Here is a 26,770-nt window from a genome sequence, read left to right on the forward strand (position 1 = left end):
GGCTCGGGCTCAGGATGCGTCGGGGACGTCTGCGAACGTGTCGGGACGGTGGATGAACGTGAAGTGGTCGCTCGGCCAGAGGAGCACGAACACCTTGCCCACGACGTCCGAGACGTCGACGTACGGGTTCTTGGTGCAGTCGCGGTCGGACCTCAGGCACATGTGCACGGTGGAGTCCGCGGAGTTGTTGCGGTTGTCCCCCATCACGAAGACGTGCCCCTCCGGCACCGGCCCGACCTGCCAGTTGCAGTGCGAGCTGCCGGTCGGCATCGGCCCGTAGCAGTCCGCCCCGCCGAGGCGGGCGTACTCCTTCTCGTCGAGGGGCTCGCCGTTGACCATCAGCCGGCCCTGGTCGTCGCAGCACTTGATGGTGTCGCCGGCGACGCCGATCACGCGCTTCACCAGGTGGCCGCCCGAGGGGTAGAGCCCCACCTTGGACAGCACCTTCGCCACGCCGCTGGTCGGCCCGGCCGACTCCTCGGCGTTGAGCCAGCCGCCGGGGTCCCCGAAGACGACGACGTCGCCGCGCTCCGGGCTGCCGCCGAACCAGTAGGACATCTTCTGGACCAGGATCCGGTCGTTCTTGACCAGCCCCGGCTCCATCGACTCCGAGGGGATGTAGAAGGCCTGCACGAACAGCGCCTTGATGACGATCGCGAGCACGAGCGCGATGCCGAGGAGCAGGATCGTCTCCTGCCACACGGGCAGGTGCTTCTTCTTCGGCGGCTCGGTGGTCGTGACGTGCGACGACCGCGGCCCTGACTCGTCGGGTTCGGTGACGGCAGTCGGGTCGCGGTCGTCGGAGCTCACGGTGGCGAGGCTAGCGGCGGTGGCTGAGAGAAGCCTGGAGGGGCCGGTCTCAGGCCTCGCGGCGCTCCTTGATCTTCGCCTTCTTGCCGCGCAGGTTGCGCAGGTAGTACAGCTTCGCCCGGCGGACGTCACCGCGGGTGACGACCTCGATCTCCTCGAAGATCGGGGAGTTCAGCGGGAAGGTGCGCTCGACACCGACGCCGAAGGAGACCTTGCGGACGGTGAAGCTGCGGCCGATGCCGGAGCCCTGGACGCGGATGACGACGCCCTGGAAGACCTGGATGCGGGAGCGGTTGCCCTCGACGACCTTCACGTGGACCTTGATGGTGTCACCGGCCCGGAAGTCCGGGACGTCGGTGCGCTTGATCGAGTTGCCGAGCTCGGCGATGACGTTGCTCATGTCTCTCCTCGCGAGTGCCACAGGTCAGCCGCGGTACGGAACGTTCAGTCGGAGGCCCAGCACTGGTGACCGGCGGCGCCGTGTTCCCCCTGTGGCAGGAACCGGTGCGGACCCCCTCGGACGAGTCTGTCGGGCGATCCGTGTTTGGCCGGCTGGACCGAGGGTCAAGTCTGCCACAGGGCGGTCAGGGCCGGGAAATCCGCTTGGTCATCCGGACGGCGCCGTCGATCGGGCCGGCGCCGGACAGCCGGTAGCCCGCCTTCTTGTACATCCGCTGGTTGCGCGCGCTGCCCGCCCCGGTGAACAGGGCGTACGACGTCGCCGACTCGGGCGCCAGCGCCTCCATCCGCGCGAGCAGGTCGCGGCCGAGACCGCGGCCGGCGAGGTCCGGCGCCACCATCAGCCGGCCGATCTCCCAGGCCTCGCCGTCGAGCCCGCCCCGGACGGCACCGACCAGTCGGCCGGCCGAACGGGCGACCAGGACCGTGTCGCGCAGGATCCAGTCGCGCAGGTCGTCGTACGTCTCGTGCAGTGCGGGGATCCGCACGCCCGGGTTGTCGTGCTGCTCCTGCACCCAGCAGGCGCGCTGGAGGACGTAGAGCTCCCCGGCGTCGGAGGGCTGGGCCGGGCGGACCTCCACGCCGTCGAGCAGGACCGACGGGTGCGCGAGGTCGGGTCGCCGCTCCGTCGTGCGGCGCACGGCCAGGTCGTGGCGCCAGGCGGCGATCGCGGCGTGGTCGCCCGACAGCAGCACCGGCGGGACGTCGTGACCGCGCCAGGACGGCGGCTTGGTGTAGACGGGGTACTCCAGGAGGCCGTCCTCGTGGGACTCCTCGACCAGCGACGCCGCGTTGCCCATGAACCCGGGCAGCAGCCGCACGACCGCCTCGGTGATGGCGAGCGCGGCCACTTCGCCGCCGTTGAGGACGTAGTCGCCGAGCGACACCTCGACGACCTCGGCGCGGCCCGCGACGTCGTCGATCACGCGCTGGTCGATCCCCTCGTAGCGCCCGCACGCGAACACCAGCCGCTCCCGGGTCGCGAGGTCCCGGGCGAGCGCCTGGGTGAACGGCCGGCCCGAGGGGGTCGGGAACACGACGGTCGCTCCGGCGACGTCGAGCGCGTCGAAGGCCTCACCCCACGGCTCCGGCTTCATCACCATGCCGGCCCCGCCGCCGTACGGGGTGTCGTCGACCGTGCGGTGCCGGTCGTGGGTCCACTGCCGTAGGTCGTGGACCCGGACGTCGAGCAGCCCCTTCTCCCGCGCCTTGCCCGCGAGCGAGAGCTCCAGCGGGGCGAGATAGCCGGGGAAGATCGTGACGACGTCGATGATCACGGCGCTCAGCCGTCCTCGGGCAGCGGCGTCACCAGTCCCGGCCGGTCGGCGACGACGAGCCGTCCGGCGGCGAGGTCGACCTCGGGGACCAGGGCCTTGACGAACGGCACCAGCGCGTCGCGCCCGGCGGGGGTCCGGACGGTCAGCAGGTCCTGCGCGCCGCCGTGCACGAGGGACACGACCTCGCCGAGGGCGGTCCCGTCCAGGTCGTACGCCGCGAGGCCGATCAGCTGGTGGTCGTAGTACTCGTCGGGGTCGTCCGGCGTGGCGTCGGCGGGGAGGTCGGCGTACAGGAGGATCCCGCGGGCGGCCTCCGCCGCGGCCCGGTCCGGGACCTCGGCGAACCGGACCAGGAGCACCGACTGGTGCCGGCGCGAGTCCGACACGGTGAGAGTGCGCAGCGGCGAGTGCGAGCCGCGCGGCGGCTCGGCGCGCAGCACCGCACCGGCGGCGAAGCGCCGCTCGGGCTCGTCGGTGCGGACGTCGACGGTCACGTCACCGCGCAGGCCGTGCGGCTTGCCGATCCGGCCCACCAGGACCTCGATGGTCTCCACTGCGGGTCCTCCCTGGAGATGCGAACGGGTGCCGCCCCGGAGGGCGGCACCCGATTCAACCGCGTCTGCTGCGCGTGCGCTGCGTCGGTCAGCGGCGCCGGTCGGTGTCGACGAAGTCGACCCGGGCCCCGCCGCGCCCCGCGAGCGCGGAGACCACCGTGCGGAAGGCGGTCGCGGTGCGACCGTTCCGACCGATGACCTTGCCGAGGTCCTCGGGGTGCACGCGCACCTCGAGGATCGAGCCGCGGCGCAGCTGCTTGTCCCGCACGCTCACGTCGTCAGGGTGGTCGACGACGCCACGCACCAGGTGCTCGAGCGCCTCGGCGAGCATCACGCTCAGGACTCTGCCTTCTCGGACGACTTCTCGGCGTCGACCTCGGCGGCCTCGGCCGTCTCGGCGGCGACGGTGGCGCCCTCAGGCGTCTCGTCGGCCGGGACCGGAGCCGGGGCCTCCTCGGCGGCGGCCTCGGCCGGAGCCTCGGCAGCGGTCTCGGCGGGCGCCTCGCTCTTCTTCTTCGCGGCGGACTTCTTGGTCACGGCCTCGCCCCGGGGCTCGGACTGCGCGTCCTTGAGGGCCTGGTTGAAGAGCTCCAGCTTGTCCGGCTTCGGAGCGGCGACCTTGAGGGTGCCCTCGGTGCCGGAGTGGCCCTTGAACGTCTGCCAGTCACCGGTGATCTTGAGGATCTTCGCGACGGCGTCCGACGGCTGCGCGCCGACGCCGAGCCAGTACTGGGCCCGCTCGGAGACGACGTCGATGTACGACGGGTTCTCCTTGGGGTGGTACTTGCCGATCTCCTCGATCACCCGACCGTCACGCTTCTTGCGCGAGTCGACGACGACGATGCGGTACTGCGGCACCCGGACCTTGCCCAGGCGCTTCAAGCGGATCTTGACGGCCACGTCTGTGGTGTCTCCTCGGAACTCGTGTGTGGGTGAGGGCCGCACCAGGTGGGGAAAGCACCGGCTCGGGTCCTCGATGGGCACTGCAGCGTCCGGATGAGAGGGTCCGGGCGCGCAGGACTCGGCGGCCAAGTCTGCCAGACACCGCGCCGAAGCCAGAAATCGGGCACAGTGAACCCTGTGAGCTCCGCTCCCCCACCCTACGAACCACCCCCGGGCCAGCAGCCGGGGTACCCACCCGGCTACCCCCAGGGTCAGCAGCCCGGCTACCCCCAGCAGCCCGGCTACCCCCAGCAGCCCGGCTACCCCCAGCAGCCCGGCTACCCCCAGCAGCCCGGCTACCCCCAGCAGCCCGGTCAGCCGCCGGGCTACCCGCCCGGGCCGCAGAAGCCGCAGAAGTACCGGCCCAGCGCCGGGTGGTTCGTGCTCGGCTCGGGGCTCATCGTCGTGGCGGTCGTCTTCGGCATCGCGATGTTCGTCTGGCTGCTGGCCGGCTTCCTCGACTTCGACACCACCGTCGACGCCGACGGTCAGCCGCACACCGTGTCGGTCGGGACCGACCGCGACCGGATGCTGTGGATGGACTCCACCACGCAGTCTTGCGAGGTGGTCGACGCCGACACGGGCCAGCCGATCCCGCTGCGCACGGTCGACGGCGAGTTCTCGCGGTCCGACTCCAACGGCGACTTCCAGGGCCTCCAGCGCTTCGACCCGGGGTCGGGGCACCTCGAGATCACCTGCGTGCAGACCGACCAGGGCCCCGCCGGGACCGTGCTCATCAGCGCCTTCCCGCGGATCGGCAGCTTCGTGGTCGCGATCCTCGTCGCCGTGCTGGTGCCGTCGGTCCTCGGCCTCCTCGGCCTGGTCGTCCTCATCTGGACCGGGGTGCTCTGGTCCGTCCGGCCCGCACGCCCGAAGCGGGTCTGACCGGACTGGCCCGACCCGGTCGCCCGACCCGGCGTCGCCGAACTCCCGCTCAGGCGCGGGCCACCACGCGGCCCCGCAGCACGACGGCGGCCGGCCGCAGCAGCACCGAGAGGTCCTCGAGCGGGTTCGTGTCGTAGACGACGAAGTCGGCCGGGGCACCCTCGTCCAGGCCGGCGTTCCAGCCCAGCCACGCGCGTGCGCGCCACGACGCGGCACCGAGCGCGTAGTCGGTCGGGAGCCCCATCGCGGCCATGGCGATCACCTCGCCGGCGATGTTGCCGTGCCGCGTGACGCCGCCTCCGTCGCTGCCGGCGTACAGGGCCACGCCGGCCTCGTACGCCGCCATCAGCGTGTCGCGCCGCCGGACGAACAGGTCGGTCATCGTGCGCGTGTAGCCGGGGAACCTGCGCCGCGCGCCGCTCGCGTGCTCGGGGAACTTGTCGGTCTGCATCACCGTCGGCACCAGCGCGACCCCGCGCTCGGCCATCGCCTCGACCTGGTCCTGGTGCAGCCCGGTCCCGTGCTCGACGCAGTCGATGCCGGCGTCCAGCAGCCCCTGCAGCACCTCGTGGCCGAAGCAGTGCGCCGTCACCTTCGCGCCGTGCTCGTGGGCGACCCGGATCGCCTCGGCGAACGCCTCCGGCGGGAACGACGGCCGCAGGTCGCCGTCCTCCCGCGAGATCCAGTCACCGACGAGCTTGACCCAGCCGTCGCCGCGCTGCGCCTCCTGCGCGACGTACGCCGGCAGGTCGTCGGGCTCCACCTCGTGGGCGTAGTTGCGGATGTAGCGCTTCGTCCGGGCGATGTGTCGTCCGGCCCGGACGAGGCGCGGCAGGTCCTCGCGCTCGTGGACCCACGCGGTGTCGGCCGCCGAGCCGCAGTCGCGGATCAGCAGCGCTCCGGCGTCCCGGTCGGCGACGGCCTGCTCCTCGGTCGCCTCGTCGGAGATCGCCCCGTCGTCGTCGAGGCCGAGGTGGCAGTGCGCGTCGACGAGGCCCGGGACGATCCAGCCGTCCACGGCCCGGTCGGCTCCGGCCACGGGCTCGTGGGTGACGACACCGTCGAGGACGTAGAGGTCGCGGGCCTCCCCGTCGGGCAGCACCGGGCCGGAGAACCTGAGCGCGGACGCAGACATGCCCCGGACGCTACTCGCCGTCCGGGGCACGTCTCCCGCTGGTCGAGGTCAGCGGGCCCGCAGGCCGAAGCCGTAGGGGTAGAGCGGGTCGTAGCCGGGGTCGCCGACGTTGATCGGCTCCTGGTCCAGCGTGCGCGGCCAGCTGACCGGGAGCTTCCCGGTGAAGGGTCGCTTCCCGAACAGCGCGTCCGCGACACCGGCGCCCTCGCTGCCCGGCAGCCAGGACGCGACCAGCGCGTCGGTCTGCGCGAGCAGGTCCGGCGGGATCACCACCGGTCGCCCGGAGACCACGAGCACGGTGCAGGAGGTCGTCGCGGCGCAGACGGTCTCGACGGCCTCGCGGTCCGCGGCGGAGAGCTGCATGGTCTGCGGCTGCCGTGGCACGTTGTGGTCGGCCGGGTCGTAGGCCCACTGCGGACCACCGACGTCACCGAAGCCCTCGGCGTACGGCGTCTCGCCGACGACCACGACACCGACCGCCTTGCGCGGGATCGGCCGCGACGCGTCCTCGCTGTAGCGCACCGATCCCTTCGCGTCCTGCCGGATCCCGTCGAGGATCGTGGTGCCGGGGACGACGTTGGTCGAGCCGCCCTGCCAGGTCAGCGTCCAGCCGCCGGCCTGGTTGCCGATGTTGTCGGCGTTGCTGCCGGCGACGTAGACGTCGGTCCGCGGCGTGAGCGGCAGCGTGTGCCGGGCGTTGCGGAGCAGCACCTGGCTCTCGGCGGCCGCGCGCCGCGCGACCCGGTGGTGGGCCGGGCTGCCGACCTGGGAGAGGTGGCTGCGGTCGGTGAACGGGTGCTCGAAGAGCCCGAGCTCGAACTTCGCGGTGAGGATCCGCGACACGGCGTCGTCGATGCGCTCCTCCGAGACCGTGTGGTCCTCCACCAGGCCGGTGAGGGTCGCGATGAACTCGCGGTAGCCGGTCGCGCTGCCGGAGTAGGGCTCCATGAACATGTCGACGCCGGCGTTGACCGAGGCCGCGACCTGCTGGGCGTAGGTGCCCGGGAGCTGGCGGACCGCCTGCCAGTCGGAGACCACGAAGCCGTCGAAGCCCATGTCCCCCTTGAGCACGTCGGTGAGCAGCTCGTGGTTCGCGTGCATCTTGACGGCGTCGTCGGTGCTGCCGCCGTTGAAGTCGGTGCTGGAGAACGACGGCATGACCGAGCCGACGTGGTGCTCCTGCACGGCCGGCCAGTACGGCGCGAGCGCGAGCCGGTCGAACTCGGCCCGGGTGACCCGGTCGATCCCCTGGTCGATCGGGTAGGCGCCGGTGCCGGCCTTCGTGGCGTCGTACGACGTCAGCCCGTCGCCCGCGAAGTGCTTGGCGGTCGCGAGCACCCGGTCGGCGTGGTCGAGCTGGCCGGGCTTGCCCTGCAGGCCGTCGATCTCGGTCTCCATCGACTCGACCAGCGACGGGGTCTCGCCGAAGCTCTCGTAGGTGCGACCCCAGCGGTCGTCGCGGGCGACGCAGACGCACGGCGCGAACACCCACTGCGGTCCGGTCGCGCGGGTCTCCTCCGCGGTCAGGTGGCCGATCCTCTCGACCAGCCGCGGGTCACGGGTGGCGCCGAGCCCGATGTGGTGGGGGAAGATCGTCGCCCCCTGGAGGTTGCCGTGGCCGTGGACGGAGTCGACGCCGTAGAGCAGCGGGATGCCGAGTGGCGTGTCCAGCGCCGCCCGCTGGAAGGTGTCGACCATGTCGGCCCACGCCTTGGGCGTGTTGGGGGTCGGCACCGAGCCGCCGCCCGAGAGCAGGCTGCCGAGGTAGGCGTCGGTGACGGCGCCCTGGTCGTCGGCGACGTCGGCCCGCTCGGCCTGCGTCATCTGGCCGACCTTCTCGGCCAGCGACATCCGGCCCAGGAGGTCCGCGACCCGGACGGCCGTGGGCTGGCTGGGGTCCTGGTACGGCGGGGTGTCGTCCCCGGCCGCCGGGGCGGTGGGTTGCAGCAGCACCGCGGTGAGGGCACCGCAGGCGAGCGTGGTGAGCGCAGCACGGATCATGGGGGTCTCCTTGCCCGATCAAGAAGTGGTCCCGTCAACGTAGGGAGGCCAATACTCCGGGTCAATGCGTAAAGATCGCCTGACCCGGGCTTTTTAGTGCGGTCCTCGGACGAATGGACGTAGCGTTCCTCCATGCCGCAGGGGAGCTCGCTGGAAAGGCTGCGCGAGACCAACCGACGGGCGATCACCATGCTGCTGGCCGCCGACGGTCCGATGAGCCGCGCCGACCTGGTGCGCGGGACCGGGCTCTCGCGGACCACCGTCTCCAGCCTGGTCGGCGACCTGATCGCCACCGGGCACGTCGTGGAGACCGCGGACCGCGGCCGGCCGCACAAGGGCGGCAGCGGCCGTCCTCCCCTGCTGGTGGCACTGACGACGCCGTCGGGCGGGGTGGCCGGCGTCGACATCGGCCACCGGCACGTCCGCGTCGCCGTCGCCGACCGGCGTGGTGCCGTGCTCGCCGAGGAGACCGTGGTCCTCGACGTGGACCTCGACGGCGAGGCGGCTCTGGACCGGGCCGCCGACATGGTCCGCCGCACGCTGGACGGTGCGGAGGTGCCGCCGGCCGACCTGCGGGCGGTCGGCATGTGCGTGCCGGCGCCACTGGACCGCCGCTCGGCCCGGGTGCGCACCCGGATCCTGCCCGGCTGGCGGGAGCTGTCCCCCGCCGAGGAGCTCCACCGGCGCCTGGGCGTCCCGGTGTTCGCCGACAACGACGCCAACCTCGGGGCCCTGGCCGAGGTGGGCCACGGCGCGGCGAAGGGCGCGACCGACGTCGTCTACGTCAAGGTCGCCAGCGGCCTGGGCGCCGGCATCGTGCTCGGCGGCCGGCTGCACCGCGGCACGACCGGCATCGCCGGCGAGCTCGGCCACGTCCAGGTCGCCGAGGACGGCCAGGTGTGCCGCTGCGGCAACCGCGGCTGCCTCGAGACGCTGGTGTCCGCGTCCCGGCTGATGAGCGTGCTCCAGCCGGCGTACGACGAGGAGCTCTCGGTCGAGCGGGTGCTCGAGCTCGAGGTCGAGGGGGACGCCGGGGTCCGGCGGGTCATCTCCGACGCCGGGCTGGCGGTCGGGCGCGCGCTGGCCGACCTCTGCAACACCCTCAACCCCGAGGTGGTGGTCGTCGGCGGCTCGACCGGCGCCTCCCCCGCGCTGCGCGAGGCGATCCGGGCCGCGGTCGACCGATACGCGCAGCCGGACACCGCCGCCGCCCTGCGCATCGTGCCCGGCGAGCTCGGCAAGCGGGCCTCGCTGGTCGGGGCGGTCTCCCTGGCGAACGCGCGGGTGGCGGTCTGAACCCGCCCGGTCGGATCTGGCCGGTCGGAGCTGGTCGGTCAGAGCTGGTCGAAAAGCCAGGACGGCCCGAGCGCCTGGGCGCCGACGCCGCCGACCCGCGCCTGGAGCATCCGGTCGGCGGTGACCACCGTGACCCGGCGGCCCTGGCCGACGGCGAGCTTGGCCTGGGCGACGATCGTGTCGTCGCCCTCGCCGGGGGCGTGCACCGTGCGGAGGTGGCCGTCCCGGCCCACGCGGGCCGCGCCGCGGGCCTGGCCCTCGAGCACGAGCACTACCTCGTCGTACGGCAGGTCGGCGACCATCAGCCGCTCGTGCAGCCGCCGGGTCGCGCCCGCGCGGTCGTTCCACCAGCCGTCCGGGCGGCTGCCCACGACGTTGGCGGCGTCGACCACCAGGGTGGTCACTTGAGGTACTTCGAGAAGTCGTTGGGCAGGTCGAGGGCGGCCGCGGCCTTCTCGTAGTCGATCTGCTCCTCGCCGGCGGGCCGGCCGAACGGGTTGGCGCCGGCGGCCGCGGCGCGCTCCTTCTGCGCGGCTGCCTGCTGGGCGGCCTTGGCCGGGTTGCCGGAGACCCGGCGGCCCTTGGCCTTCTTCGGCGCCTGCTTGGCCTTCGAGCGCTTGCCGCCGCCCATGCCGGGCAGGCCCGGCATCCCGGGCACGCCGCCGCCGTTGGCGAGCGACTGCATCATCTTCCGTGCCTCGAAGAACCGGTCGACGAGCTGGTTGACGTCGGAGACCTGGCGGCCCGAACCGCGGGCGATCCGAGCCCGCCGGGAGCCGTCGATCACCTTCGGGTTGGCCCGCTCGGCCGGCGTCATGGACTGGATGATCGCCTGGATCCGGTCGATCTCGCGCTCGTCGAAGTTCTCGAGCTGCTCGCGGAACTGCCCCATCCCGGGCAGCATCCCCATGATCTTCGACATCGAGCCGAGCTTGCGGACCTGCTGCATCTGCTCGAGGAAGTCGTCGAGGGTGAAGTCACCGGTCTGCAGCTTGCCGGCCGCCTTCGCCGCCTGCTCGGCGTCGAACGCCTTCTCGGCCTGCTCGATGAGCGTCATCACGTCGCCCATGTCGAGGATGCGCGAGGCCATCCGGTCGGGGTGGAAGAGGTCGAAGTCGGTCAGCTTCTCGCCGTTGGAGGCGAACATGACCGGCTTGCCGGTGATCGAGGCGATCGACAGCGCGGCACCACCGCGGGCGTCGCCGTCGAGCTTGGTGAGGACCACGCCGTCGTACCCGACGCCGTCGAGGAACGCCTGCGCGGTCGTGACCGCGTCCTGGCCGATCATGGCGTCGACGACGAAGAGCACCTCGTCGGGCGACACGGCGTCGCGGATGTCCGCGGCCTGCTGCATCATCTCCGCGTCGACGCCGAGGCGGCCGGCGGTGTCGACGATGACGGTGTCGTGGAGGGTGCGCTTGGCCTCCTCGATCGACTGCCGCGCGACCGCGACCGGGTCGCCGACGCCGTTGCCGGGCTCGGGCGCGAAGACGGTGACGCCGGCACGCTCGCCGTTGACCTGGAGCTGGTTGACCGCGTTGGGGCGCTGGAGGTCGGCGGCGACGAGCATCGGGCTCCGGCCCTGCTCCTTGAGCCACAGCGCGAGCTTCGCGGCCAGCGTCGTCTTGCCGGCGCCCTGGAGGCCCGCGAGCATGATGACCGTGGGGCCGGTCTTGGCGTAGCGCAGCCGGCGGGTCTCGCCGCCGAGGATGGTGACGAGCTCCTCGTTGACGATCTTGACGACCTGCTGGGCGGGGTTCAGCGCCTGGCTGACCTCCTCGCCCCGGGCCCGCTCCTTGACCGCGGCGACGAACTCCTTGACGACGGGCAGCGCGACGTCGGCCTCGAGCAGCGCGATGCGGATCTCGCGTGCGGTGGCGTCGATGTCGGCCTCGGAGAGCCGACCCTTGCCCCGGAGGTTCTTGAAGGTGTCGGCGAGCCGGTCGGAGAGTGTCGCGAACAAAGAGAGTCCCTCAGCAGTCGTACGGTGCGTCACCCCAGCCTAACGGGGCGCCGGTGCCGGACCCGAAAGCGCGGCACGCACCGCGTGCGCCGCGTCGGCGGCCCGGGTCTCGCTGAGCGCCCCGGCCGAGGCCTCCTGGAGGTAGAACACGTCGACCGCCTGCGGCCCGAGGGTGTCGACGTGCGCCGAGCGCACGGCGACGTCCAGGGCCGCCAGCGCCGCGCAGACCTGGTAGACCACGCCCGGGCGGTCGGCGGTCCGCACCTCGAGGACGGTCGCCTGATCCGAGGCCTCCGGGCGTACGGCGACCGCCGGCTCGAGCGCGGCCGGTCCCCCGCCGCCCAGCCGCCGGGCCACGTCGACCCGGCCCTCGACGAGCGCGTCGTACCGCTGCCGCAGCACGCCCGCCTCCAGGTCAGGGGTGGCCACCTCCCACACCGAGACGCCGTACTGGTCCTGCGCCCACACCCGGGCCGCCCGCACCGGGACCCGGACCAGGGCGAACGTCGCGGCGAGGTCGGCGAGCAGGCCGACCCGGTCCGGCGCGACCACGGTCACCCGGGAGCCGTCGACCGCGGGTTCCACCTCGATCGACACCGCGCCGCCACGGACCGCCGCCGGCACCTCGAGGTCCTCGGTGACGATCGGCGGCAGCGAGGCCCCGGAGTCCAGGGCGGCCCGGGTGCGGCGGGCCAGGTCACGGATCAGCCCGGAGCGCCAGGAGGACCAGGCCTTCGGCGCCGTGGCCCGGGCGTCGGCCTCGGTGAGGGCCAGCAGCAGGTCGAGGGCCTCGACGCTGCACAGCCGGGAGACGAGCTGGTCGACCGTGGCCGGGTCGTCGGGGTCGCGGGTGGTCGCGGTCTCGGCCAGCAGGAGGTGCCAGCGCACCAGGCGCGCGACCAGGTCGACGGCGTCGGGCGCGAACCCGAGCCGCTCGGCGATCCGGCGGGCGATCGGCTCCCCCGCCACGCTGTGCTCGGTCAGGCTGCCCTTGCCGATGTCGTGCAGGAGCGCGGCGACCATCAGCACGTCCGGCCGCGCGACCTGGCGGATCAGCGCCGACGCCTCGACGCAGGTCTCGACGACGTGCCGGTCGACGGTGAAGCGGTGGATCGCGGACGCGTGCGGGAGCAGCCGGATCCGCTCCCACTCGGGCAGGATGCCGGGCAGCGCGCCGGTCTCCTCGAGGGTCTCCCAGACCCCGAGCAGGCCCCGGCCCGAGGCGAGCAGCCGCACCAGGAGCTGGCGGGCCTCGGTCGGCCACGGGGTCGGCAGCGGCGCGGTCTCCCGGGCGAGGCGGGCGGCGGTGGGGGGCGCCAGGACGGCGTCGTGCTCGGCCGCGGCGGTCGCCGCTCGCAGCAGCAGCAGCGGGTCCTCGGCCGGGCGCGCGGTCCGGTCGAGGACGACCTCGCCCGCCGACAGCGCCACCCCGGGCGCGAGCGGGGTCATCGGCGGGCGGCGCGGGCCGCGCTTGGAGACCGGCTCGGCGAGCACGGCGTCGACGCGCCGCCAGGTCAGGTGCGAGATGTGGGCGATCCGCCGGCCGAGCTCGCGCACGTGCACCTGCGCGGCACGGGCGTCGGCCAGGTCCAGGCGGCGCGCGACCTCGGTCCACAGCTCGGGGGCCACCCGGTCGGTGGCCCGGCCGGCGGCCTCCTGGACGGCGTCGCGGACGTCGAGCAGCGCGACCCGGCTGCGCTCGAGCTCGACGTGCGGGACGTCGACCAGCCAGGTCGCCACCAGCGCCTTGAGGACGGTCGCGTCACGCACGCCGCCCTCGGCCTCCTTCAGGTCCGGCACCGACAGGTGCGCGAGCTCGCCCACCCGCTCGTGCCGCGCCCGCACCAGGTCGCGCAACGCAGGCAACCGGTCCCGGGAGCTGCGCCGCCAGTGCGCGAGCATCGTGGTCCGCAACCGCAGCGTGAGGTTGGGGTCGCCGGCGAGGTGCCGGACGTCGAGCAGCCCGAGCGCGACCTTGAGGTCGCCGTCGGCGGCCACCAGCATCTCGGGCATCGTGCGCACCGAGTGGTCGATCTTGGTGCCCGAGTCCCACAGCGGGTACCAGACCTGCCGGCCGACCTCGGAGACGTCGACACCCTCGTCCGAGACCAGCACGAGGTCGAGGTCCGAGCACGGTGCGAGCTCGGAGCGGCCGTAGCCGCCCACCGCCACCAGCGCCGCCCCGGCGTCCGGGCCGCCGCTGTCGCCGTAGGCCTGCACGCAGAGCGCGTCGGCCTCGGCGGTACGACGGGCGCGGTCGGACGCGGTCACGAGAGGCTCGTGCGGGGTCCTCGCGGGGTGCTCAGAGCGCGCCCTCGTCCCGCTCGCCGGTCCGCACCCGCACCGCCGACTCGACGGGCGTGACCCAGACCTTGCCGTCACCGATCTGGCCGGTGGCGGCGGACCCGACGATCGCCGCCACGAGGGCGTCGGCCTCGGCGTCGTCGGCCACGACGATCTCCAGGCGCAGCTTCGGCACCAGCGTGACGTCGTACTCCGCTCCGCGGTAGACCTCCTTGTGGCCCTTCTGCCGCCCGTAGCCGCTGACCTCGCTGACGGTCATCCCGGTCACGCCGGCGGCCTCGAGGGCCGCGCGGGCGTCCTCCCACTTGTGCGGCTTGATGACCGCGGTGACGAGCTTCATGCACTTCTCCTCGACTGGTGGCTCACGCTCCCGGAGGCGCGGCTCGGTGTCCGATCATGCCCGACGCGCGCCGTGGCCCGGCCCCTGCGCGAGGAGCCGGGCCACGAGCGGTCCACGGCGGCTGCCTACGGCAGCCCGGTCACAGCGCGGCGTCGTCGCGGTCGCCGGTGCGGACCCGCACGACCGTGTCGACCGGGCTCACCCAGACCTTGCCGTCGCCGATCCGGCCGGTCTGGGCGGTCTTCATGACGATCCCGACCACGTCGTCGGCGTCGTCGTCGCCGACGACGATCTCGATGCGGATCTTCGGCACGAGCGCGATGTCGTACTCCGCGCCCCGGTAGACCTCCGTGTGGCCCTTCTGGCGGCCGTAGCCGCTGACCTCGCTGACCGTCATGCCGGTCACGCCGAAGGTCTCCAGCGCCTCGCGGACGTCCTCCCACTTGTGCGGCTTGATGACCGCGGTCACGAGCTTCATGCGTTGACTCCCTCCGTGACGGTGCTCTTGGCGAGGACCGATGACGACGAGGACGAGCTGCCCAGACCGGTGTGCAGGTCGTAGGCCGTCTCACCGTGCTGGTCGAAGTCGATGCCCTCGACCTCGGCGTCCTCCTTGATGCGCCACCCGAGGGTGTACTTGATCGCCAGCGCGATCAGCAGGGTGAAGGCGCCGGACCACGCGACGGCGATGAGGGCCGCCATGGTCTGGTCGTAGAGCGAGTCGAAGCCGCCTCCGTAGAAGAGGCCGTCGATGCCGCCGGGGGCGCTCGCCGTGGAGAACAGGCCGATCAGGATCGTGCCGAGCAGACCACCGACGAGGTGGACGCCGACGACGTCGAGCGAGTCGTCCATGCCGACCTTGAACTTGAGGCCGACCGCCCAGGCGCAGCCGATGCCGGCGATGGCACCGATCGCGATGGCGCCGGTCAGGTTGACCGCACCGCACGCGGGGGTGATCGCGACCAGGCCGGCGACGACGCCCGACGCGGCGCCCAGCGAGGTGGCCTTGCCGTGCAGGAGCCGCTCCATCAGCAGCCAGCCGAGCATCGCGGCACAGGTGGCGATGGTGGTGTTGAGGAAGGTGACACCGGTCTCCGAACCGAACTGGATGATGTCCGACTTCTCGCTCTCGCCGGTGAGCACGATCGAGCCCACGTTGAAGCCGTACCAGCCGAACCACAGGAGGCCGGCACCGATCATGGTGAGCGTCAGGTTGTGCGGCCGCATCGGCTCCTTGCCGAAGCCGATCCGCTTGCCGATCACCAGGGCCAGCACCAGGCCGGCCATACCGGCGTTGATGTGCACGACCGTTCCACCGGCGTAGTCCTGGGCGTGGAAGTGCTCGGAGATGAAGCCGCCACCCCAGACCATGTGGCCGATCGGGAAGTAGGACAGGGTGACCCAGATGGGCAGGAAGACCACCCAGGCCGACATCTTGACGCGGTCGGCGATCGCACCCGAGATCAGCGCCGCCGTGATGACCGCGAACGTCAGCTGGAAGACGACGAAGATGTAGCTGTCCGACGTGACGTCCTTCAGGCCCCACAACGAGAAGGGGTTCGCGAACACGCCCCCGACGTCGTCGGGACCGAACGTCATCGACCAGCCCCACAACACGTACACGATGCCGACGACGCCCAACGCAAGGTAGGACATCATCATCATGTTCAGCACCGACTTCGAGCGGCTCATGCCGCCGTAGAACAGTGCCAGTGCGGGCGTCGTCATCATCAGGACGAGGGCTGTCGCCACCAACATGAAGGCGTAGTAGCCGTCCACTGAACCTCCAGGGATCACATCTCGGGAGGGCCACGTCGGCGGCGACTGCGCTGTCTACCCCGGGGTCGGCCCCATTGCGGAACAGACTCCGGGTGCGAGGTTTCAAGCCCCGCCGCCACGTGTTGCGGCGGTGCAACGAGTTCCCGGCGAGTGTTACTTCCGTGTTACGGCCGGGGTCCGGCCACGCTCACCGAGCGGCGGCCGGCCGGGGGCTCAGCCCAGGAGCGCGTCGACGAAGGCGCCGGCGTCGAACGGCGCCAGGTCGTCGGCGCCCTCGCCGAGGCCGACCAGCTTCACCGGGACGCCGAGCTCGCGCTGGACCTGGACGACGATGCCACCCTTGGCCGAGCCGTCGAGCTTGGTGAGGACGATGCCGGTGACGTTGACGACCTCGCTGAAGACGCGGGCCTGGATCAGCCCGTTCTGACCGGTGGTGGCGTCGAGGACGAGCAGCACCTCGGTGACCGGCACCTGCTTCTCGATGACGCGCTTGACCTTGCCGAGCTCGTCCATCAGGCCGGCCTTGTTCTGGAGCCGGCCGGCGGTGTCGACGATGACGGTGTCGGCGCCGGTGTCGATGCCCTCCTTCACCGCCTCGAACGCCACGCTCGCCGGGTCGGTGCCCTCGGGGCCGCGGACGACGTCGACGCCGACCCGCTCCCCCCAGGTGGCCAGCTGCTCGACCGCGGCCGCACGGAAGGTGTCGGCCGCACCGAGGACGACCGAGCGGTCCTCGGCGACCAGGATGCGCGAGATCTTGCCGACGGTCGTGGTCTTGCCCGAGCCGTTCACGCCGACCACGAGCACCACGCCCGGGTGCCCGTCGGAGCCGCTCACCTGGAGCCGGCGGTCCATGTCCGGCCCGACCAGCGTCAGGAGCTCCTCGCGCAGCACGGCGCGGGCGTCGACCGGTCCGCCCTCGACCCGCAGCCGGGTGCGCAGCCGCTCGACCAGCTCCTGCGTGGGAGCGACGCCGACGTCGGCGGTGAGCAGCGTGTCCTCGATCGACTCCCAGGTGTCCTCGTCCAGCCGGTCGCGGGAGAGCAGGGCGAGCAGGCCCCGCCCGAGGGCACCCTGCGAGCCGGCGAGCCGCTGGCGCAGGCGCACCAGGCGGGACGCCGTGCCCTCCGGACGCTCGAGGACGGGGGCCTCGGGAGCCGCGGGCTCGACGGTCGCCGGCGGCGCGCCGGCCTCGACCGGCGGCTGCTCGACCTCCTCCGGAGGCCGGGTGATCACTCCGGTGCGGCTCTCCGGCAGCGGTGCCGGCTTGCGCCGGCGGCTCACCAGCAGCCCCGCGACGCTCGCCACCAGGGCGACCGCCACGAGGGCGATGACAAGGATCAGGACGGCCACGGAATCCATGGCCTCATCCAATCATCGAGGTGCTCAGCGGCGTGGCTCGGAGTCGTCGTACTCCAGCTCCATGAGCGGCGCCGCCTCGGCGGCGCGCGTCATCGCCTCCCCCAGCCAGGGCGCGGCCGGGACCTCCTCACCGCGGTGCGGGTAGGCGACGTAGACGACCACCAGGCCGGCGACGACGAGGACGACGAGCATGCTGACGACGATGAAGAGCACTGCACCTCCGGGAGGACGGGACGGGCTGCCACCGTCCCACGTACCCGTTGCCGGGATGTCTCAGCCACGCAGCAGGGGTGTGACTGCGTCGCGGATCACATCGGGCATCGGCGTGACGGCGCGGGCCGGACCGGTGTTGTCGACGTACACGTGCACGAACCGGCCCTCCGCGGCCGCCTCGTCACCCTCACCCTGGAAGAGCCCGACGCGGTAGACGACCGAGGACGTGCCGACCTTGTCGGCGACCACGCCCACGTCGACCGGGTCGGGGTAGCCGACCTCGGCGAAGTAGCGGCAGCCGACCTCCGCGACGACGCCGATCGCGTCCAGGGCCCGGATGTCGACCCCGGTCGCGGCCGCGAGGTGGTTGTTGACCACGGTGTCGATGATCTCGAAGTAGCGGGCGTTGTTCATGTGCCCGTAGACGTCGATGTCGGCCCAGCGGGTGGTGACCCGCTCCCAGTGGACATACTGGTCACGCGTCGGCCGGTCAGCGGGCACTACGCGGACTCCGCATCCCGCAGCCGTTGGCTGATGACCGCGGAGACGCCGTCACCGCGCATGGTCACGCCGTAGAGCGCGTCGCCGACCTCCATGGTCCGCTTCTGGTGGGTGATGACGAGCAGCTGGGAGCTCTCGCGCAGCTCCTCGTAGATCTCCAGCAGCCGCCCGAGGTTGGTGTCGTCGAGCGCCGCCTCGACCTCGTCGAGGATGTAGAACGGCGAGGGACGCGCCTTGAACAGCGCGACGAGGAACGCGACCGCGACCAGCGAGCGCTCGCCGCCGGAGAGCAGCGAGAGCCGCTTGACCTTCTTGCCCGGCGGACGCGCCTCCACCTCCACCCCGGTCGCGAGCATGTCGTCGGGGTCGGTCAGCACCAGCCGGCCCTCACCGCCCGGGAAGAGCCGGGAGAAGGTCGCGTCGAACGCCTTGCTCACGTCGGCGTAGGCCTCGGTGAACACCTCCTCGACGCGCTGGTCGACCTCACGGACGATGTCGAGCAGGTCCTTGCGGGTCTTGCGCAGGTCCTCGAGCTGCTCGGTGAGGAACTTGTGCCGCTCCTCCATCGCCGAGTACTCCTCGAGCGCCAGCGGGTTGACCCGGCCGAGCTCGCGGAGCGCCCGCTCGGCGGTGCGCAGCCGCTTCTGCTGCTCCTCGCGCCGGAACGGGACCGGCTCGGGCACGTCCTCGCCCTCCGGGACCTCCCCGGAGAACGGCACCAGCTGGTCGGGCCCGTAGTCGGTGACGAGGCTGTCGCCGTCGATGCCGAGCTCCTCGAGCGCCCGCTCCTCGAGCTGCTCGATCCGCATCCGCTGCTGGGTGCGGGCCAGCTCGTCGCGGTGCACCGAGCTGACCAGCTCGTCGTGCTCCTGGACGAGCTGTCGCAGCCGGCTGCGGACCTCGCGCAGCTCCTGCTCGCGGCCGCTGCGCGACTGCTCGACCGCGGTCCGCGCCTCGGCGGCGCGGTGGATCGACACCTCGAGCCGGGCGAGCACGAAGGACACCGCGGCGCCCACCGCCTCGGCCGCCTTGCCCTCGCGCAGCAGCCGGGCCCGGCGCTCGGCGGCCCGCGCCCGGGCCTCGCGCTCGGAGGTGGCGGCACGCAGCAGCGCGTCGGCACGCCCGTGCAGCGCGCGGGCCCGCTCCTCGCAGGTCCGCAGCGCCAGGCGGGCGTCGGTCTCGGCCTGCCGGGCGGTCCGTGCCTCGTCGAGGAGGCGCTCGCGCACGCTGGTGTCGGGCTCCTCCTCCGGCGACTCCTCGGCGGCGGCCAGCCGGGCCTCGAGGTCGGCGAGCCCGGCGAGGGCCTGGGCCTGGGCCTCCTCGGCCTGGGCGATCGCCTGGGCGAGCCGCTCGGCCTCGCCGCGGGCCGCCCGGGCCTGCGAGCCGTACTGCCCGAGCTCCTCGGCGACCGCGGCGAGCGTGGCGTCGGACTCGTGCAGGCGGGCCAGCGCGACGTCGACGCGCTGGTGCGCCTCCAGCCGCTCGGCCTCGAGCCGCGACATGTCGAAGCCGAGGCGCTCGGAGGACGCGATCGCCTCGGCCAGGCGCTCCGCGGCCTCGTCGACGGCCGCCTGGACCTCGATCAGGCTCGGCTGGCTGGTGGACCCGCCGGCGGCGTAGTGCAGACCGAGCACGTCGCCCTCGCGGGTGACGGCGGTGACGTCGGGACGGGAGCGGACCAGCGCCTGTGCGTCGTCCATCCCATCGACGACCGCCACCCGGTCGAGCAGCCGGGTCAGCGCCGGGCGCAGCAGGTCGGGGCACTCGACCACGTCGACGGCGTACGTCGCCGAGCCCGGCAGGTCCGGCCAGCCGCGGCCGGGTCCGGACCCGGTGTCCGGAGCACCGCCGAGGACCAGGCCGGCGCGTCCGAGGTCGTCGCCCTTGAGGTGGTCGATGGCGCGGACGGCGGCGTCGGCGTCGGTGACGACGACCGCGTCGGCGGCGGCACCCAGCGCCTGCGCGACCGCGGTCTCGTAGCCGCTGCGCACCGACAGCAGCGCGGCCACCGAGCCGAGCAGGCCGGAGACGGTGTCGGACGCGGCGAGCAGGGCGCCGGCGCCGTCCTTGCGGTTGAGCCCCATCTCGAGGGCGTCCTTGCGGGCCGCCAGGCCCGTGCGGTCGTGGTCGGCTCGCAGGGCCTCGTCGCGGAGCTTGGCCAGCCGCTCCTCGACGTCGTCGAGCGCGGCGGTCGCGGCCTCGTGCTCCGCGTCCAGGCCCTCCTCGCCGGCGTCCAGGCCGGCGACCTTCGTCTCCAGGGCGGTGAAGTCGCGCTGGGCGCGCTCGGCGCGGGCCAGCGCGTCCTCGCGGGCCAGGCGGAGCCGGCCCACCTCGTCGTCGGCGGCGGCCGCCCGCGACTTCAGCGCGTTGACCTGGCCGGTCAGCCGGGCCAGGCCCTCGCGGCGGTCGGCCGCGGCGCGCTGCATCCCGGCGACCCGGCGGTCCTCCTCGGCGGCGGCGTCCTCGGCGGCCCGGCGCGCGGTGACCGCGCCCTCGAGCGCGGCCCGGCTGGCGTCGACCTCGGCGGCGATCCGCTGCTCCTGCTCGCGGACCTGGGCGGCCTCGGCCTCCAGCTGCTCCGGGTCGCGGCCCGAGCGGGCCTCCTCGACGTCGGTGCCGGCGGCGTTGCGGACTCGCTCGGCGGCGAGCGAGGCCGTGCCCCGCAGCCGCTCGCGCAGCCCGGAGAGGGCGTACCAGGTCTCCTGGGCGCGGGCCAGCGCCGGCAGGTCCTCCCGGAGGGCCTCCTCCAGGGTCGCCTCGGCCTGCCGGGCCCGGGCGGTCTCGGCCTCGACCTCCTCGCGCCGGCTCACCAGGACGGACTCGTCGGCCATCTCCTGCTCCAGCGCGGTACGGGCGACGACGAGCTCGTCGGCCATCAGCCGGGCCCGGGCGTCGCGCACGTCGGCCTGGACGGTGGCCGCCCGCCGGGCGACCTCCGCCTGCCGGCCCAGCGGCTTGAGCTGGCGCCGGATCTCGACCAGCAGGTCGTTGAGCCGGGTCAGGTTGCCGTCGGTCGCGTCGAGCTTGCGGAGCGCCTTCTCCTTGCGCTTGCGGTGCTTGAGGACGCCGGCGGCCTCCTCGATGAAGCCGCGCCGGTCCTCGGGCGTGGCGTGCAGGATCGTGTCGAGCTGGCCCTGCCCGACGATCACGTGCATCTCGCGGCCGATGCCGGAGTCGGAGAGCAGCTCCTGGACGTCGAGCAGGCGGCAGGCGCTGCCGTTGATGGCGTACTCCGAGCCGCCGCTGCGGAACATCGTGCGGCTGATCGTCACCTCGGCGTACTCGATCGGGAGCGCGCCGTCGGAGTTGTCGATCGTCAGCACGACCTCGGCGCGACCCAGCGGGGGCCGTCCCGAGGTGCCGGCGAAGATGACGTCCTCCATCTTGCCGCCGCGCAGCGACTTCGCGCCCTGCTCACCCATCACCCAGGCGAGGGCGTCGACGACGTTCGACTTGCCCGACCCGTTGGGACCCACGATGCAGGTGATGCCGGGCTCGAGCTGGAGCGTCGTCGAGGAGGCGAAGGACTTGAACCCCTTGAGCGTCAGGCTCTTCAGGTACAACGTGAGGCTCCCGGCTGGTCGGTACGGCGGTCTCGTTCACCGCTGAGGACGAACGCTGCATCATCGCAGCAGGCCTTGGGGGAAGCTCAGCGAGCCACACGATACCCGGAGGGGCCCCCGGAGCCCGGCATCCCCGGCGCGCCGCGTCGGGTCAGGCGGGAGCGGGGGCGTCGGCCTCGTCGGTGTGGGCGATGTGGCCGAGCTGGCCCCAGATCAGGAGCACGAAGAGCGCCGAGCCCGCGAAGGCGAACCAGAACGGCGCGGTGATCCCCCAGTGCTGGGCGAGCACCCCACCGATCGCGGAGCCGATCACCAGGCCGCCGAACGTCCCCACCAGGTTCACGCTGCCGACCCGCCCCTGCAGCTCGGTCGGCACCGCGCGCTGGCGGACCGTCATCGAGGTGGTGCCCCAGATGAAGGCGTGGGCGCCGAAGACGAAGAAGATGGCCATCGCGACCCACGCGGTGCGCGTCAGCGCGAGGGCGAGGTGGGTGAGGGTCTCGACGATCAGCCCGATCCGCATGATGTCCCCGAGGCTGACCCGCCGGGTGATCCAGCCGTAGGACAGGGTGCCGACCAGCCCGCCGAGCGCCGAGATGGTCGTGAGCAGGCCGAAGCCGACCGCGCCGAGCCCGAGGCGTTGGGTGGCGTAGAGGACGAGCACCGACCAGGCGGCGCCGAAGGTGATGTTGAAGACGAAGATCGTCAGCACCAGCGTGCGTACGGCGGCGTGGTGGAGGACCCAGCGGAAGGCCTCGACGACCTCGTGGCGCAGCCGGGTCCCGGCGACCCGCTCGCGCCGGTGCGGCGGCAGCACCACCCGCGAGACGAGGACCGCGCCGAGGGCGACCAGGCACGCCTGGGCCCCGAACGGCACCGCGTGGCCGAGCGCGAACAGCGCCGCCCCGATCGGCGGGCCGGCGAGCTGGTTGACGGTGATGAACCCGGTGACGAGCCGGGAGTTCGCGAGCGCGAGGTCGTCGCGGTGCACCAGCATCGGCATCAGGGTCGCCGAGGTGTTGTCGGCGAACACCTCGGCCGTGCCGAGCAGGAACATCGCCAGCAGCACCAGCCCGATCGCCGCGAACCCGGTGGCCACCGCGACCGTCAGCAGCACCAGGACGCAGGCCCGGAGCAGGTCGACCGTGACGACGATCCGACGCCGGTCGAGGCGGTCGGAGAGGGCGCCGGCGAGCAGGCCGAAGACCAGCGGCGGGAGCCACTGGAGCAGCGCGCCGAGCGCGACCACGAACGGGTCGTGCGTCATCGAGGCGATCAGCAGCGGGCCGGCCGCGATCGCGATCCCGTCACCGAGGTTGGAGACCCAGGAGGAGGAGACGAGCCAGCGGAACCCGGTGCCGAAGCGTCGCGGCGCGACGATCTCGACCAGGCTGCCGACCGGCCCGGTGGGTGAGCTGCTCACGGGGCGCAGAGCCTAGTTCCCCGGGGCGCCGCGGGCGACCCGGTTTGTCGAGCACCCCGTCAGGCGGGCTGCATCTCCTGCATCGTTGCGGTCTCGAGGTCGAGGAGGGTGGCGGCCTGGGCGGCGGCCAGCTGGTCGTTCTCCTCGGAGAGGCGCAGCACCAGCGCCTCGAGCTCTCCCACGCGCGCGCGCAGCCGGGCGTTCTCGGCTGTGAGTCGGGCGGGGGTCCGCAGGTCGCTGTTCATGTATCCGATCAGCGCCTTGGCCATGGATGGACCTTCCGGGTCGTGAGGGGGTCGAGCGGTGTGTCACCCGCGATGGCGGGCCGTCTTCAAGAGTCCCACCGCGGGGCGTGCGGGTCAATCCGGGACGGGCAAAGCCTGCGCCCTCGGTCGCCGCCGACGGGGCGGCGGCTGGCAGGCCGGGCAGAAGTAGGACGACCGGTTCATGAACGCCACCCGGCGCACCGGCGTCCCGCACCGCTCGCACGGCTCGCCCTCGCGGCCGTAGGCGTGCAGCGACCGGTCGAAGTAGCCCGACTCGCCGTTGACGTTGACGTAGAGCGCGTCGAACGACGTGCCGCCCTCCCCCAGCGCCGCGAGCATCACGTCGCGGGCGTGCCCGAGGAGCTCGCGCACCTGGGCGGCGGTCAACCGGTCCCCGGGCCGCTCGCCGTGGAGGAGGGCCCGCCACAGGGCCTCGTCGGCGTAGATGTTGCCGACGCCCGAGACGAGGTTCTGGTCGAGCAGCTGGCGCTTGATGCCCGAGCTGCGCCGGCGTACCCGGGTGACGAAGGCGTCGTCGTCGAACTCCGGGTCGAGCGGGTCGCGCGCGATGTGGGCGATCTCCGGCGGCAGCTCCGCGCCACCGGCGGAGACCGAGAGCCCGCCGAACATCCGCTGGTCGACGAAGCGCAGCTCGCGCCCCTCGTCGGCGCCGGCGAGCGCCAGGCGGACCCGCAGGTGCCGCTCGTCGGGAGCCTCGGGGGGCTGGACGAGGATCTGGCCGCTCATCCCGAGGTGGCCGAGCAGGGCGTCGCCGTTGTCGAGCGGCAGCCAGAGGTACTTCCCGCGCCGGCGGGCGGCCTCGATCCGCCGCCCGGTCAGCGCGGCGGCGAAGCCCGCCGGTCCGCGGACGTCGCGGCGCACGGGGCGCGGGTGCAGGACGTCGACGCGGGTGATCGTGGCGCCCAGGACGTGCCGCTCCAGGCCGGCCCGGACGACCTCGACCTCGGGCAGCTCGGGCAAGCGGCTAGCCCTGGGAGGCGGACTGGGACGAGGAGTGCGACGAGGAGTGGGTCACGGAGTGCGCGGCGGCGTCGACCGCCGGGTCCTCGACACCGAGGTCGGCGGCGATCTCGCCGTACGCCGTCTCCGCGGCGGCCTGCTCGGCCTCCTTCTTCGACCGGCCCACGCCGTTGCCGTAGAGGCCGTCGCCGACGCGGACCTGGGCGGTGAAGGTCTTCATGTGGTCGGGGCCCTCGTCCTCGATGACGTACTCGGGCACGCCGAGGCCGTGCTCGGCGGAGAGCTCCTGGAGCGAGGTCTTCCAGTCCAGGCCGGCGCCGAGGGCGGACGCGGCCTCGATGAGCGGGTCGAAGAGCCGGTGCACGACGTCCGCGGAGGCCAGGAAGCCGCCGCTGAGGTGGATCGCGCCGATCACGGCCTCGACGGTGTCGGAGAGGATCGACGCCTTGTGCCGGCCGCCGGTGGACTCCTCGCCGCGGCCGAGCTTGACGTGGTCGCCGACCCCGATGCCGCGGCCGACCTCGGCCAGCGCCCGGGCGTTCACGACGGCGGCGCGCAGCTTGGCCAGCCGTCCCTCGGAGAGGTCGGGGTGGGTGCGGTACAGCGTCTCGGTGACGACCACCCCGAGGACGGAGTCGCCGAGGAACTCCAGCCGTTCGTTGGTGGGCAGGCCACCGTTCTCGTAGGCGTAGGAGCGGTGGGTGAGGGCGCGCTCGAGCAGCTCGGGGTCCAAGACGGGGTCCCCGAGCGCCGTGCGCAGCTCCGCGTAGTTGGTCAGCGGACCGGTCCGGTCACAGGACCTGACGACGGTCGGCGCGCGCGCCGTACTGACCGCACTCGCCGCACGCACGGTGCGGGAGGTGCTTGGCACCGCAGGCGGGGTTCGCGCAGGTCACCAGCGTCGGCGCGACGGCCTTCCAGGCCGAGCGACGGTGACGGGTGTTGCTGCGCGACATCTTCCGCTTCGGGACAGCCACTGTGATCTCCTCTACGAGGACCGGGTTACTCCGGCCGGTTGGTGCTTCGGTCTTGGTCCTGCTGGTCCTGCGCGAGGGCCGCGAGGCCCGCCCAGCGGGGGTCGATCGGTTCGGCGTGGGCGTGGTCCGGGTCGTCGCGGAGCCGGGCCCCGCACTCGGGGCACAGTCCGGGACAGTCGTCCTCGCACACGGGCTGGAACGGTAGTGCGAGCACCACCGCGTCCCGCAGCAGCGGCTCGAGGTCGAGCAGGTCGTCCTCGAGCATGCTGACCTCGTCGTCCTCCTCGGAGTCGTGGTCCTGGTCGTCGTACACGAACAGCTCCTGGAGCTCGACCTCGATCTCGTCGGTGATCGGCTCCAGGCACCGCACGCACTCGCCGGTGAGCGCGGCCGAGGCCGCACCGGTGACCAGTACCCCCTCCATGACCGCTTCCAGCCGCAGGTCGAGGTCGACCGGCGAGCCTTCCGGGACGCGGAGGACTTCGATGCCCAGATCTGCGGGTGCCGGTACCGTCCGCGTCACCTGACGCTGGGACCCCGGGCGGCGGCCGAGCTCGCGGGTGTCGAGCACGAGCGGCGCTCTCGGGTCCAGGCTGCTCAGGGTTCTACTTCCGGGTTGAGGCACCAACAGATCGTCGTGAATCGTACCTGCCAGGCGTCCGCTCGGGCAAAACGCTCAGCTGCGGGCCAGTCGCTCCTGCAGGTGGGCGTGCACCAGCGGGGGCACCAGGCCGGACACGTCGCCGCCGAGCGAGGCGACCTCCTTGACCAGGCTGGACGACACGTAGCCGAGCGAGGCGTTGGTCGGCACGAAGACCGTCTCGACCCCCGTCAGGTGCGAGTTCATCTGCGCCATCGGCAGCTCGTACTCGTAGTCGTTGCCGCCGCGGAGGCCCTTGACGATCGCCTGCGCGTCGATCTCGCGGCAGAAGTCGACGATCAGGCCGGTGAACCCCATCACGGTCACGTTGGGCAGGTCCGCGCACAGCGCGCGGAGCATGTCCAGGCGCTCCTCGGGGTCGAACAGCCGCGACTTCGAGGGGTTGGTGCCGGTGGCCACCACCAGCTCGTCGAAGATCGCCGCCGCGCGGCGGATGATGTCGAGATGACCGTTGGTCACCGGGTCGAACGATCCGGGGCACACGGCGCGGGTCATGGCCGGAGGCTACCGCTCCCGTGCGTGTGCTCGGCGTACCAGAGGGTCGTCTCGCCGTAGCGCTTCTCCCGGTCGCGCACGATCCCGGCCGGCCAGGCGGGCTCGGGACTGCGCGAGGAGCGCTCGACGACCACCAGGGCACCGGGCACCAGCCAGCCCTCGGCCGCGAGCAGGGCGACGTCCTCCGCGACCGCGGCGTCGTCCAGGGGGTAGGGCGGGTCGAGGAAGACCACGTCGTACGGCGCGGACGGTGGCCGCGCCAGCGTGCCGGCGACCGACGCGCAGACCACGTCGGCCTTGGCGAACCCGATCGTCCGGGCGTTCTCGGAGATCAGCGCCGCGGTGCGCCGGTCGGACTCGACCAGCGTGACGACGCCGGCCCCGCGCGACCACGCCTCCAGCCCGACCGCCCCCGAGCCGGCGTACAGGTCGAGGAACCGCAGGCCGTGCAGCGACCCGCACCATGACTCGACGGCCGAGAACAGCGCCTCGCGCACCCGGTCGCTCGTCGGCCGGGTGGCCGCCCCGCGGGGCGTGCTGATGCGGCGGCCGCCGGCCGAGCCCCCGATGATCCGCATCACGG

General features: G+C 73.0%; 27 protein-coding genes and 1 pseudogene. 2 read left to right on the forward strand and 26 right to left on the reverse strand.

Annotated features, from left to right (window positions below; all coding sequences use genetic code 11):
- Positions 1 to 9: 9 nt before the first annotated feature.
- The 6 genes and pseudogenes from lepB to rpsP form a co-directional block, all read right to left on the reverse strand.
- Complete coding sequence (lepB, locus tag ACILQ5_RS12605; protein WP_395658351.1) at positions 10 to 810, reverse strand: signal peptidase I; 801 nt, start codon at positions 808 to 810, stop codon at positions 10 to 12.
- Positions 811 to 859: 49 nt separating this feature from the next.
- Positions 860 to 1,210 (reverse strand): 50S ribosomal protein L19, encoded by a 351-nt coding sequence (rplS, locus tag ACILQ5_RS12610; RefSeq protein WP_395658352.1) that lies wholly within the window; start codon positions 1,208 to 1,210, stop codon positions 860 to 862.
- 184 nt (positions 1,211 to 1,394) lie between these two features.
- Positions 1,395 to 2,546 (reverse strand): tRNA (guanosine(37)-N1)-methyltransferase TrmD, encoded by a 1,152-nt coding sequence (trmD, locus tag ACILQ5_RS12615; RefSeq protein ID WP_395658353.1) that lies wholly within the window; start codon positions 2,544 to 2,546, stop codon positions 1,395 to 1,397.
- A 5-nt stretch (positions 2,547 to 2,551) separates the two neighbouring features.
- Positions 2,552 to 3,100: a ribosome maturation factor RimM gene (gene rimM, locus ACILQ5_RS12620; RefSeq protein WP_395658354.1), complete on the reverse strand. Its 549-nt coding sequence runs from the start codon at positions 3,098 to 3,100 to the stop codon at positions 2,552 to 2,554.
- Between the two features lie 88 nt (positions 3,101 to 3,188).
- Positions 3,189 to 3,431, reverse strand: a complete 243-nt coding sequence (locus ACILQ5_RS12625) for an RNA-binding protein (protein WP_395658415.1) — start codon at positions 3,429 to 3,431, stop codon at positions 3,189 to 3,191.
- 131 nt (positions 3,432 to 3,562) lie between these two features.
- Positions 3,563 to 4,000: pseudogene (gene rpsP, locus ACILQ5_RS12630) on the reverse strand (30S ribosomal protein S16); the annotation flags it as partial.
- Between the two features lie 180 nt (positions 4,001 to 4,180).
- Between rpsP and ACILQ5_RS12635 the strand changes: the two are divergent.
- Positions 4,181 to 4,927 carry a hypothetical protein gene (locus ACILQ5_RS12635; protein ID WP_395658355.1) on the forward strand — a complete coding sequence of 249 codons (747 nt, stop codon included), beginning with the start codon at positions 4,181 to 4,183 and terminating at the stop codon, positions 4,925 to 4,927.
- 49 nt (positions 4,928 to 4,976) lie between these two features.
- On the opposite strand, the gene ACILQ5_RS12640 is transcribed toward ACILQ5_RS12635, so the two are convergent.
- Together ACILQ5_RS12640 and ACILQ5_RS12645 are read right to left on the reverse strand one after the other, a co-directional pair.
- Positions 4,977 to 6,062 (reverse strand): amidohydrolase family protein, encoded by a 1,086-nt coding sequence (locus tag ACILQ5_RS12640; protein WP_395658356.1) that lies wholly within the window; start codon positions 6,060 to 6,062, stop codon positions 4,977 to 4,979.
- Between the two features lie 48 nt (positions 6,063 to 6,110).
- Positions 6,111 to 8,063 carry a glycoside hydrolase family 3 protein gene (locus ACILQ5_RS12645; RefSeq protein WP_395658357.1) on the reverse strand — a complete coding sequence of 651 codons (1,953 nt, stop codon included), beginning with the start codon at positions 8,061 to 8,063 and terminating at the stop codon, positions 6,111 to 6,113.
- 132 nt (positions 8,064 to 8,195) lie between these two features.
- On the opposite strand from ACILQ5_RS12645, the gene ACILQ5_RS12650 reads away from it, so the two are divergent.
- Positions 8,196 to 9,359 (forward strand): ROK family protein, encoded by a 1,164-nt coding sequence (locus tag ACILQ5_RS12650; RefSeq protein ID WP_395658358.1) that lies wholly within the window; start codon positions 8,196 to 8,198, stop codon positions 9,357 to 9,359.
- A gap of 38 nt (positions 9,360 to 9,397) precedes the next feature.
- On the opposite strand, the gene ACILQ5_RS12655 is transcribed toward ACILQ5_RS12650, so the two are convergent.
- From ACILQ5_RS12655 to rsmD, 18 genes are all read right to left on the reverse strand, one after another.
- On the reverse strand, positions 9,398 to 9,763 hold the full coding sequence (locus tag ACILQ5_RS12655) for a hypothetical protein (RefSeq protein ID WP_395658359.1): 366 nt from the start codon (positions 9,761 to 9,763) through the stop codon (positions 9,398 to 9,400).
- Positions 9,760 to 11,322, reverse strand: coding sequence for a signal recognition particle protein (ffh, locus tag ACILQ5_RS12660; protein WP_395658360.1), 1,563 nt, complete (start codon positions 11,320 to 11,322; stop codon positions 9,760 to 9,762). Before ffh ends, ACILQ5_RS12655 begins: the two co-directional genes overlap by 4 nt.
- A gap of 39 nt (positions 11,323 to 11,361) precedes the next feature.
- Entirely contained in the window at positions 11,362 to 13,593 is a 2,232-nt protein-coding gene (locus tag ACILQ5_RS12665; protein WP_395658361.1) for a [protein-PII] uridylyltransferase, read from the reverse strand.
- A gap of 31 nt (positions 13,594 to 13,624) precedes the next feature.
- Entirely contained in the window at positions 13,625 to 13,966 is a 342-nt protein-coding gene (locus ACILQ5_RS12670; RefSeq protein ID WP_395658362.1) for a P-II family nitrogen regulator, read from the reverse strand.
- A 139-nt stretch (positions 13,967 to 14,105) separates the two neighbouring features.
- Complete coding sequence (locus tag ACILQ5_RS12675) at positions 14,106 to 14,444, reverse strand: P-II family nitrogen regulator (protein WP_395658363.1); 339 nt, start codon at positions 14,442 to 14,444, stop codon at positions 14,106 to 14,108.
- Positions 14,441 to 15,724 (reverse strand): ammonium transporter, encoded by a 1,284-nt coding sequence (locus ACILQ5_RS12680; protein WP_395658364.1) that lies wholly within the window; start codon positions 15,722 to 15,724, stop codon positions 14,441 to 14,443. Before ACILQ5_RS12680 ends, ACILQ5_RS12675 begins: the two co-directional genes overlap by 4 nt.
- A gap of 234 nt (positions 15,725 to 15,958) precedes the next feature.
- Positions 15,959 to 17,107: a signal recognition particle-docking protein FtsY gene (gene ftsY / locus ACILQ5_RS12685; RefSeq protein ID WP_395658365.1), complete on the reverse strand. Its 1,149-nt coding sequence runs from the start codon at positions 17,105 to 17,107 to the stop codon at positions 15,959 to 15,961.
- Positions 17,108 to 17,131: 24 nt separating this feature from the next.
- Complete coding sequence (locus ACILQ5_RS12690) at positions 17,132 to 17,299, reverse strand: hypothetical protein (RefSeq protein ID WP_395658366.1); 168 nt, start codon at positions 17,297 to 17,299, stop codon at positions 17,132 to 17,134.
- An 81-nt stretch (positions 17,300 to 17,380) separates the two neighbouring features.
- Entirely contained in the window at positions 17,381 to 17,821 is a 441-nt protein-coding gene (locus tag ACILQ5_RS12695) for an acyl-CoA thioesterase (protein WP_395658367.1), read from the reverse strand.
- Entirely contained in the window at positions 17,821 to 21,384 is a 3,564-nt protein-coding gene (gene smc, locus ACILQ5_RS12700) for a chromosome segregation protein SMC (RefSeq protein ID WP_395658368.1), read from the reverse strand. Before smc ends, ACILQ5_RS12695 begins: the two co-directional genes overlap by 1 nt.
- A gap of 151 nt (positions 21,385 to 21,535) precedes the next feature.
- The gene (locus tag ACILQ5_RS12705; protein WP_395658369.1) at positions 21,536 to 22,807 is read right to left on the reverse strand and encodes an MFS transporter; all 1,272 of its coding nucleotides are present in this window, start codon (positions 22,805 to 22,807) and stop codon (positions 21,536 to 21,538) included.
- Between the two features lie 59 nt (positions 22,808 to 22,866).
- Positions 22,867 to 23,076: a hypothetical protein gene (locus ACILQ5_RS12710; protein ID WP_395658370.1), complete on the reverse strand. Its 210-nt coding sequence runs from the start codon at positions 23,074 to 23,076 to the stop codon at positions 22,867 to 22,869.
- Positions 23,077 to 23,166: 90 nt separating this feature from the next.
- Positions 23,167 to 24,054 (reverse strand): bifunctional DNA-formamidopyrimidine glycosylase/DNA-(apurinic or apyrimidinic site) lyase, encoded by an 888-nt coding sequence (mutM, locus tag ACILQ5_RS12715; protein WP_395658371.1) that lies wholly within the window; start codon positions 24,052 to 24,054, stop codon positions 23,167 to 23,169.
- Between the two features lie 4 nt (positions 24,055 to 24,058).
- Complete coding sequence (gene rnc / locus ACILQ5_RS12720) at positions 24,059 to 24,787, reverse strand: ribonuclease III (protein ID WP_395658372.1); 729 nt, start codon at positions 24,785 to 24,787, stop codon at positions 24,059 to 24,061.
- Positions 24,788 to 24,845: 58 nt separating this feature from the next.
- Positions 24,846 to 25,031 carry a 50S ribosomal protein L32 gene (gene rpmF / locus ACILQ5_RS12725; protein ID WP_081790257.1) on the reverse strand — a complete coding sequence of 62 codons (186 nt, stop codon included), beginning with the start codon at positions 25,029 to 25,031 and terminating at the stop codon, positions 24,846 to 24,848.
- 25 nt (positions 25,032 to 25,056) lie between these two features.
- Positions 25,057 to 25,455, reverse strand: coding sequence for a YceD family protein (locus ACILQ5_RS12730; protein WP_395658373.1), 399 nt, complete (start codon positions 25,453 to 25,455; stop codon positions 25,057 to 25,059).
- Between the two features lie 252 nt (positions 25,456 to 25,707).
- The gene (gene coaD / locus ACILQ5_RS12735) at positions 25,708 to 26,187 is read right to left on the reverse strand and encodes a pantetheine-phosphate adenylyltransferase (protein WP_395658374.1); all 480 of its coding nucleotides are present in this window, start codon (positions 26,185 to 26,187) and stop codon (positions 25,708 to 25,710) included.
- A complete protein-coding gene (rsmD, locus tag ACILQ5_RS12740) occupies positions 26,184 to 26,768 on the reverse strand; it encodes a 16S rRNA (guanine(966)-N(2))-methyltransferase RsmD (protein ID WP_395658375.1) in 585 nt (194 codons plus the stop codon). Before rsmD ends, coaD begins: the two co-directional genes overlap by 4 nt.
- Between the last annotated feature and the right edge of the window lie 2 nt (positions 26,769 to 26,770).

The organism is Nocardioides sp., assembly GCF_044226305.1.
Lineage (GTDB): Bacteria > Actinomycetota > Actinomycetes > Propionibacteriales > Nocardioidaceae > Nocardioides.

Coding starts and splice junctions, on each gene's coding strand:
- rplS (WP_395658352.1), bottom strand. CDS start 1,210: ATGAGCAACGTCATCGCCGAGCTCGGCAACTCGATCAAGCGCACCGAC.
- ACILQ5_RS12625 (WP_395658415.1), bottom strand. CDS start 3,431: ATGCTCGCCGAGGCGCTCGAGCACCTGGTGCGTGGCGTCGTCGACCAC.
- ACILQ5_RS12640 (WP_395658356.1), bottom strand. CDS start 6,062: ATGTCTGCGTCCGCGCTCAGGTTCTCCGGCCCGGTGCTGCCCGACGGG.
- ACILQ5_RS12645 (WP_395658357.1), bottom strand. CDS start 8,063: ATGATCCGTGCTGCGCTCACCACGCTCGCCTGCGGTGCCCTCACCGCG.
- ACILQ5_RS12650 (WP_395658358.1), top strand. CDS start 8,196: ATGCCGCAGGGGAGCTCGCTGGAAAGGCTGCGCGAGACCAACCGACGG.
- ACILQ5_RS12670 (WP_395658362.1), bottom strand. CDS start 13,966: ATGAAGCTCGTCACCGCGGTCATCAAGCCGCACAAGTGGGAGGACGCC.
- ACILQ5_RS12675 (WP_395658363.1), bottom strand. CDS start 14,444: ATGAAGCTCGTGACCGCGGTCATCAAGCCGCACAAGTGGGAGGACGTC.
- ACILQ5_RS12680 (WP_395658364.1), bottom strand. CDS start 15,724: ATGTTGGTGGCGACAGCCCTCGTCCTGATGATGACGACGCCCGCACTG.
- ftsY (WP_395658365.1), bottom strand. CDS start 17,107: ATGGATTCCGTGGCCGTCCTGATCCTTGTCATCGCCCTCGTGGCGGTC.
- ACILQ5_RS12690 (WP_395658366.1), bottom strand. CDS start 17,299: ATGCTCGTCGTCCTCGTCGTCGCCGGCCTGGTGGTCGTCTACGTCGCC.
- ACILQ5_RS12710 (WP_395658370.1), bottom strand. CDS start 23,076: ATGGCCAAGGCGCTGATCGGATACATGAACAGCGACCTGCGGACCCCC.
- ACILQ5_RS12730 (WP_395658373.1), bottom strand. CDS start 25,455: ATGGAGGGGGTACTGGTCACCGGTGCGGCCTCGGCCGCGCTCACCGGC.
- coaD (WP_395658374.1), bottom strand. CDS start 26,187: ATGACCCGCGCCGTGTGCCCCGGATCGTTCGACCCGGTGACCAACGGT.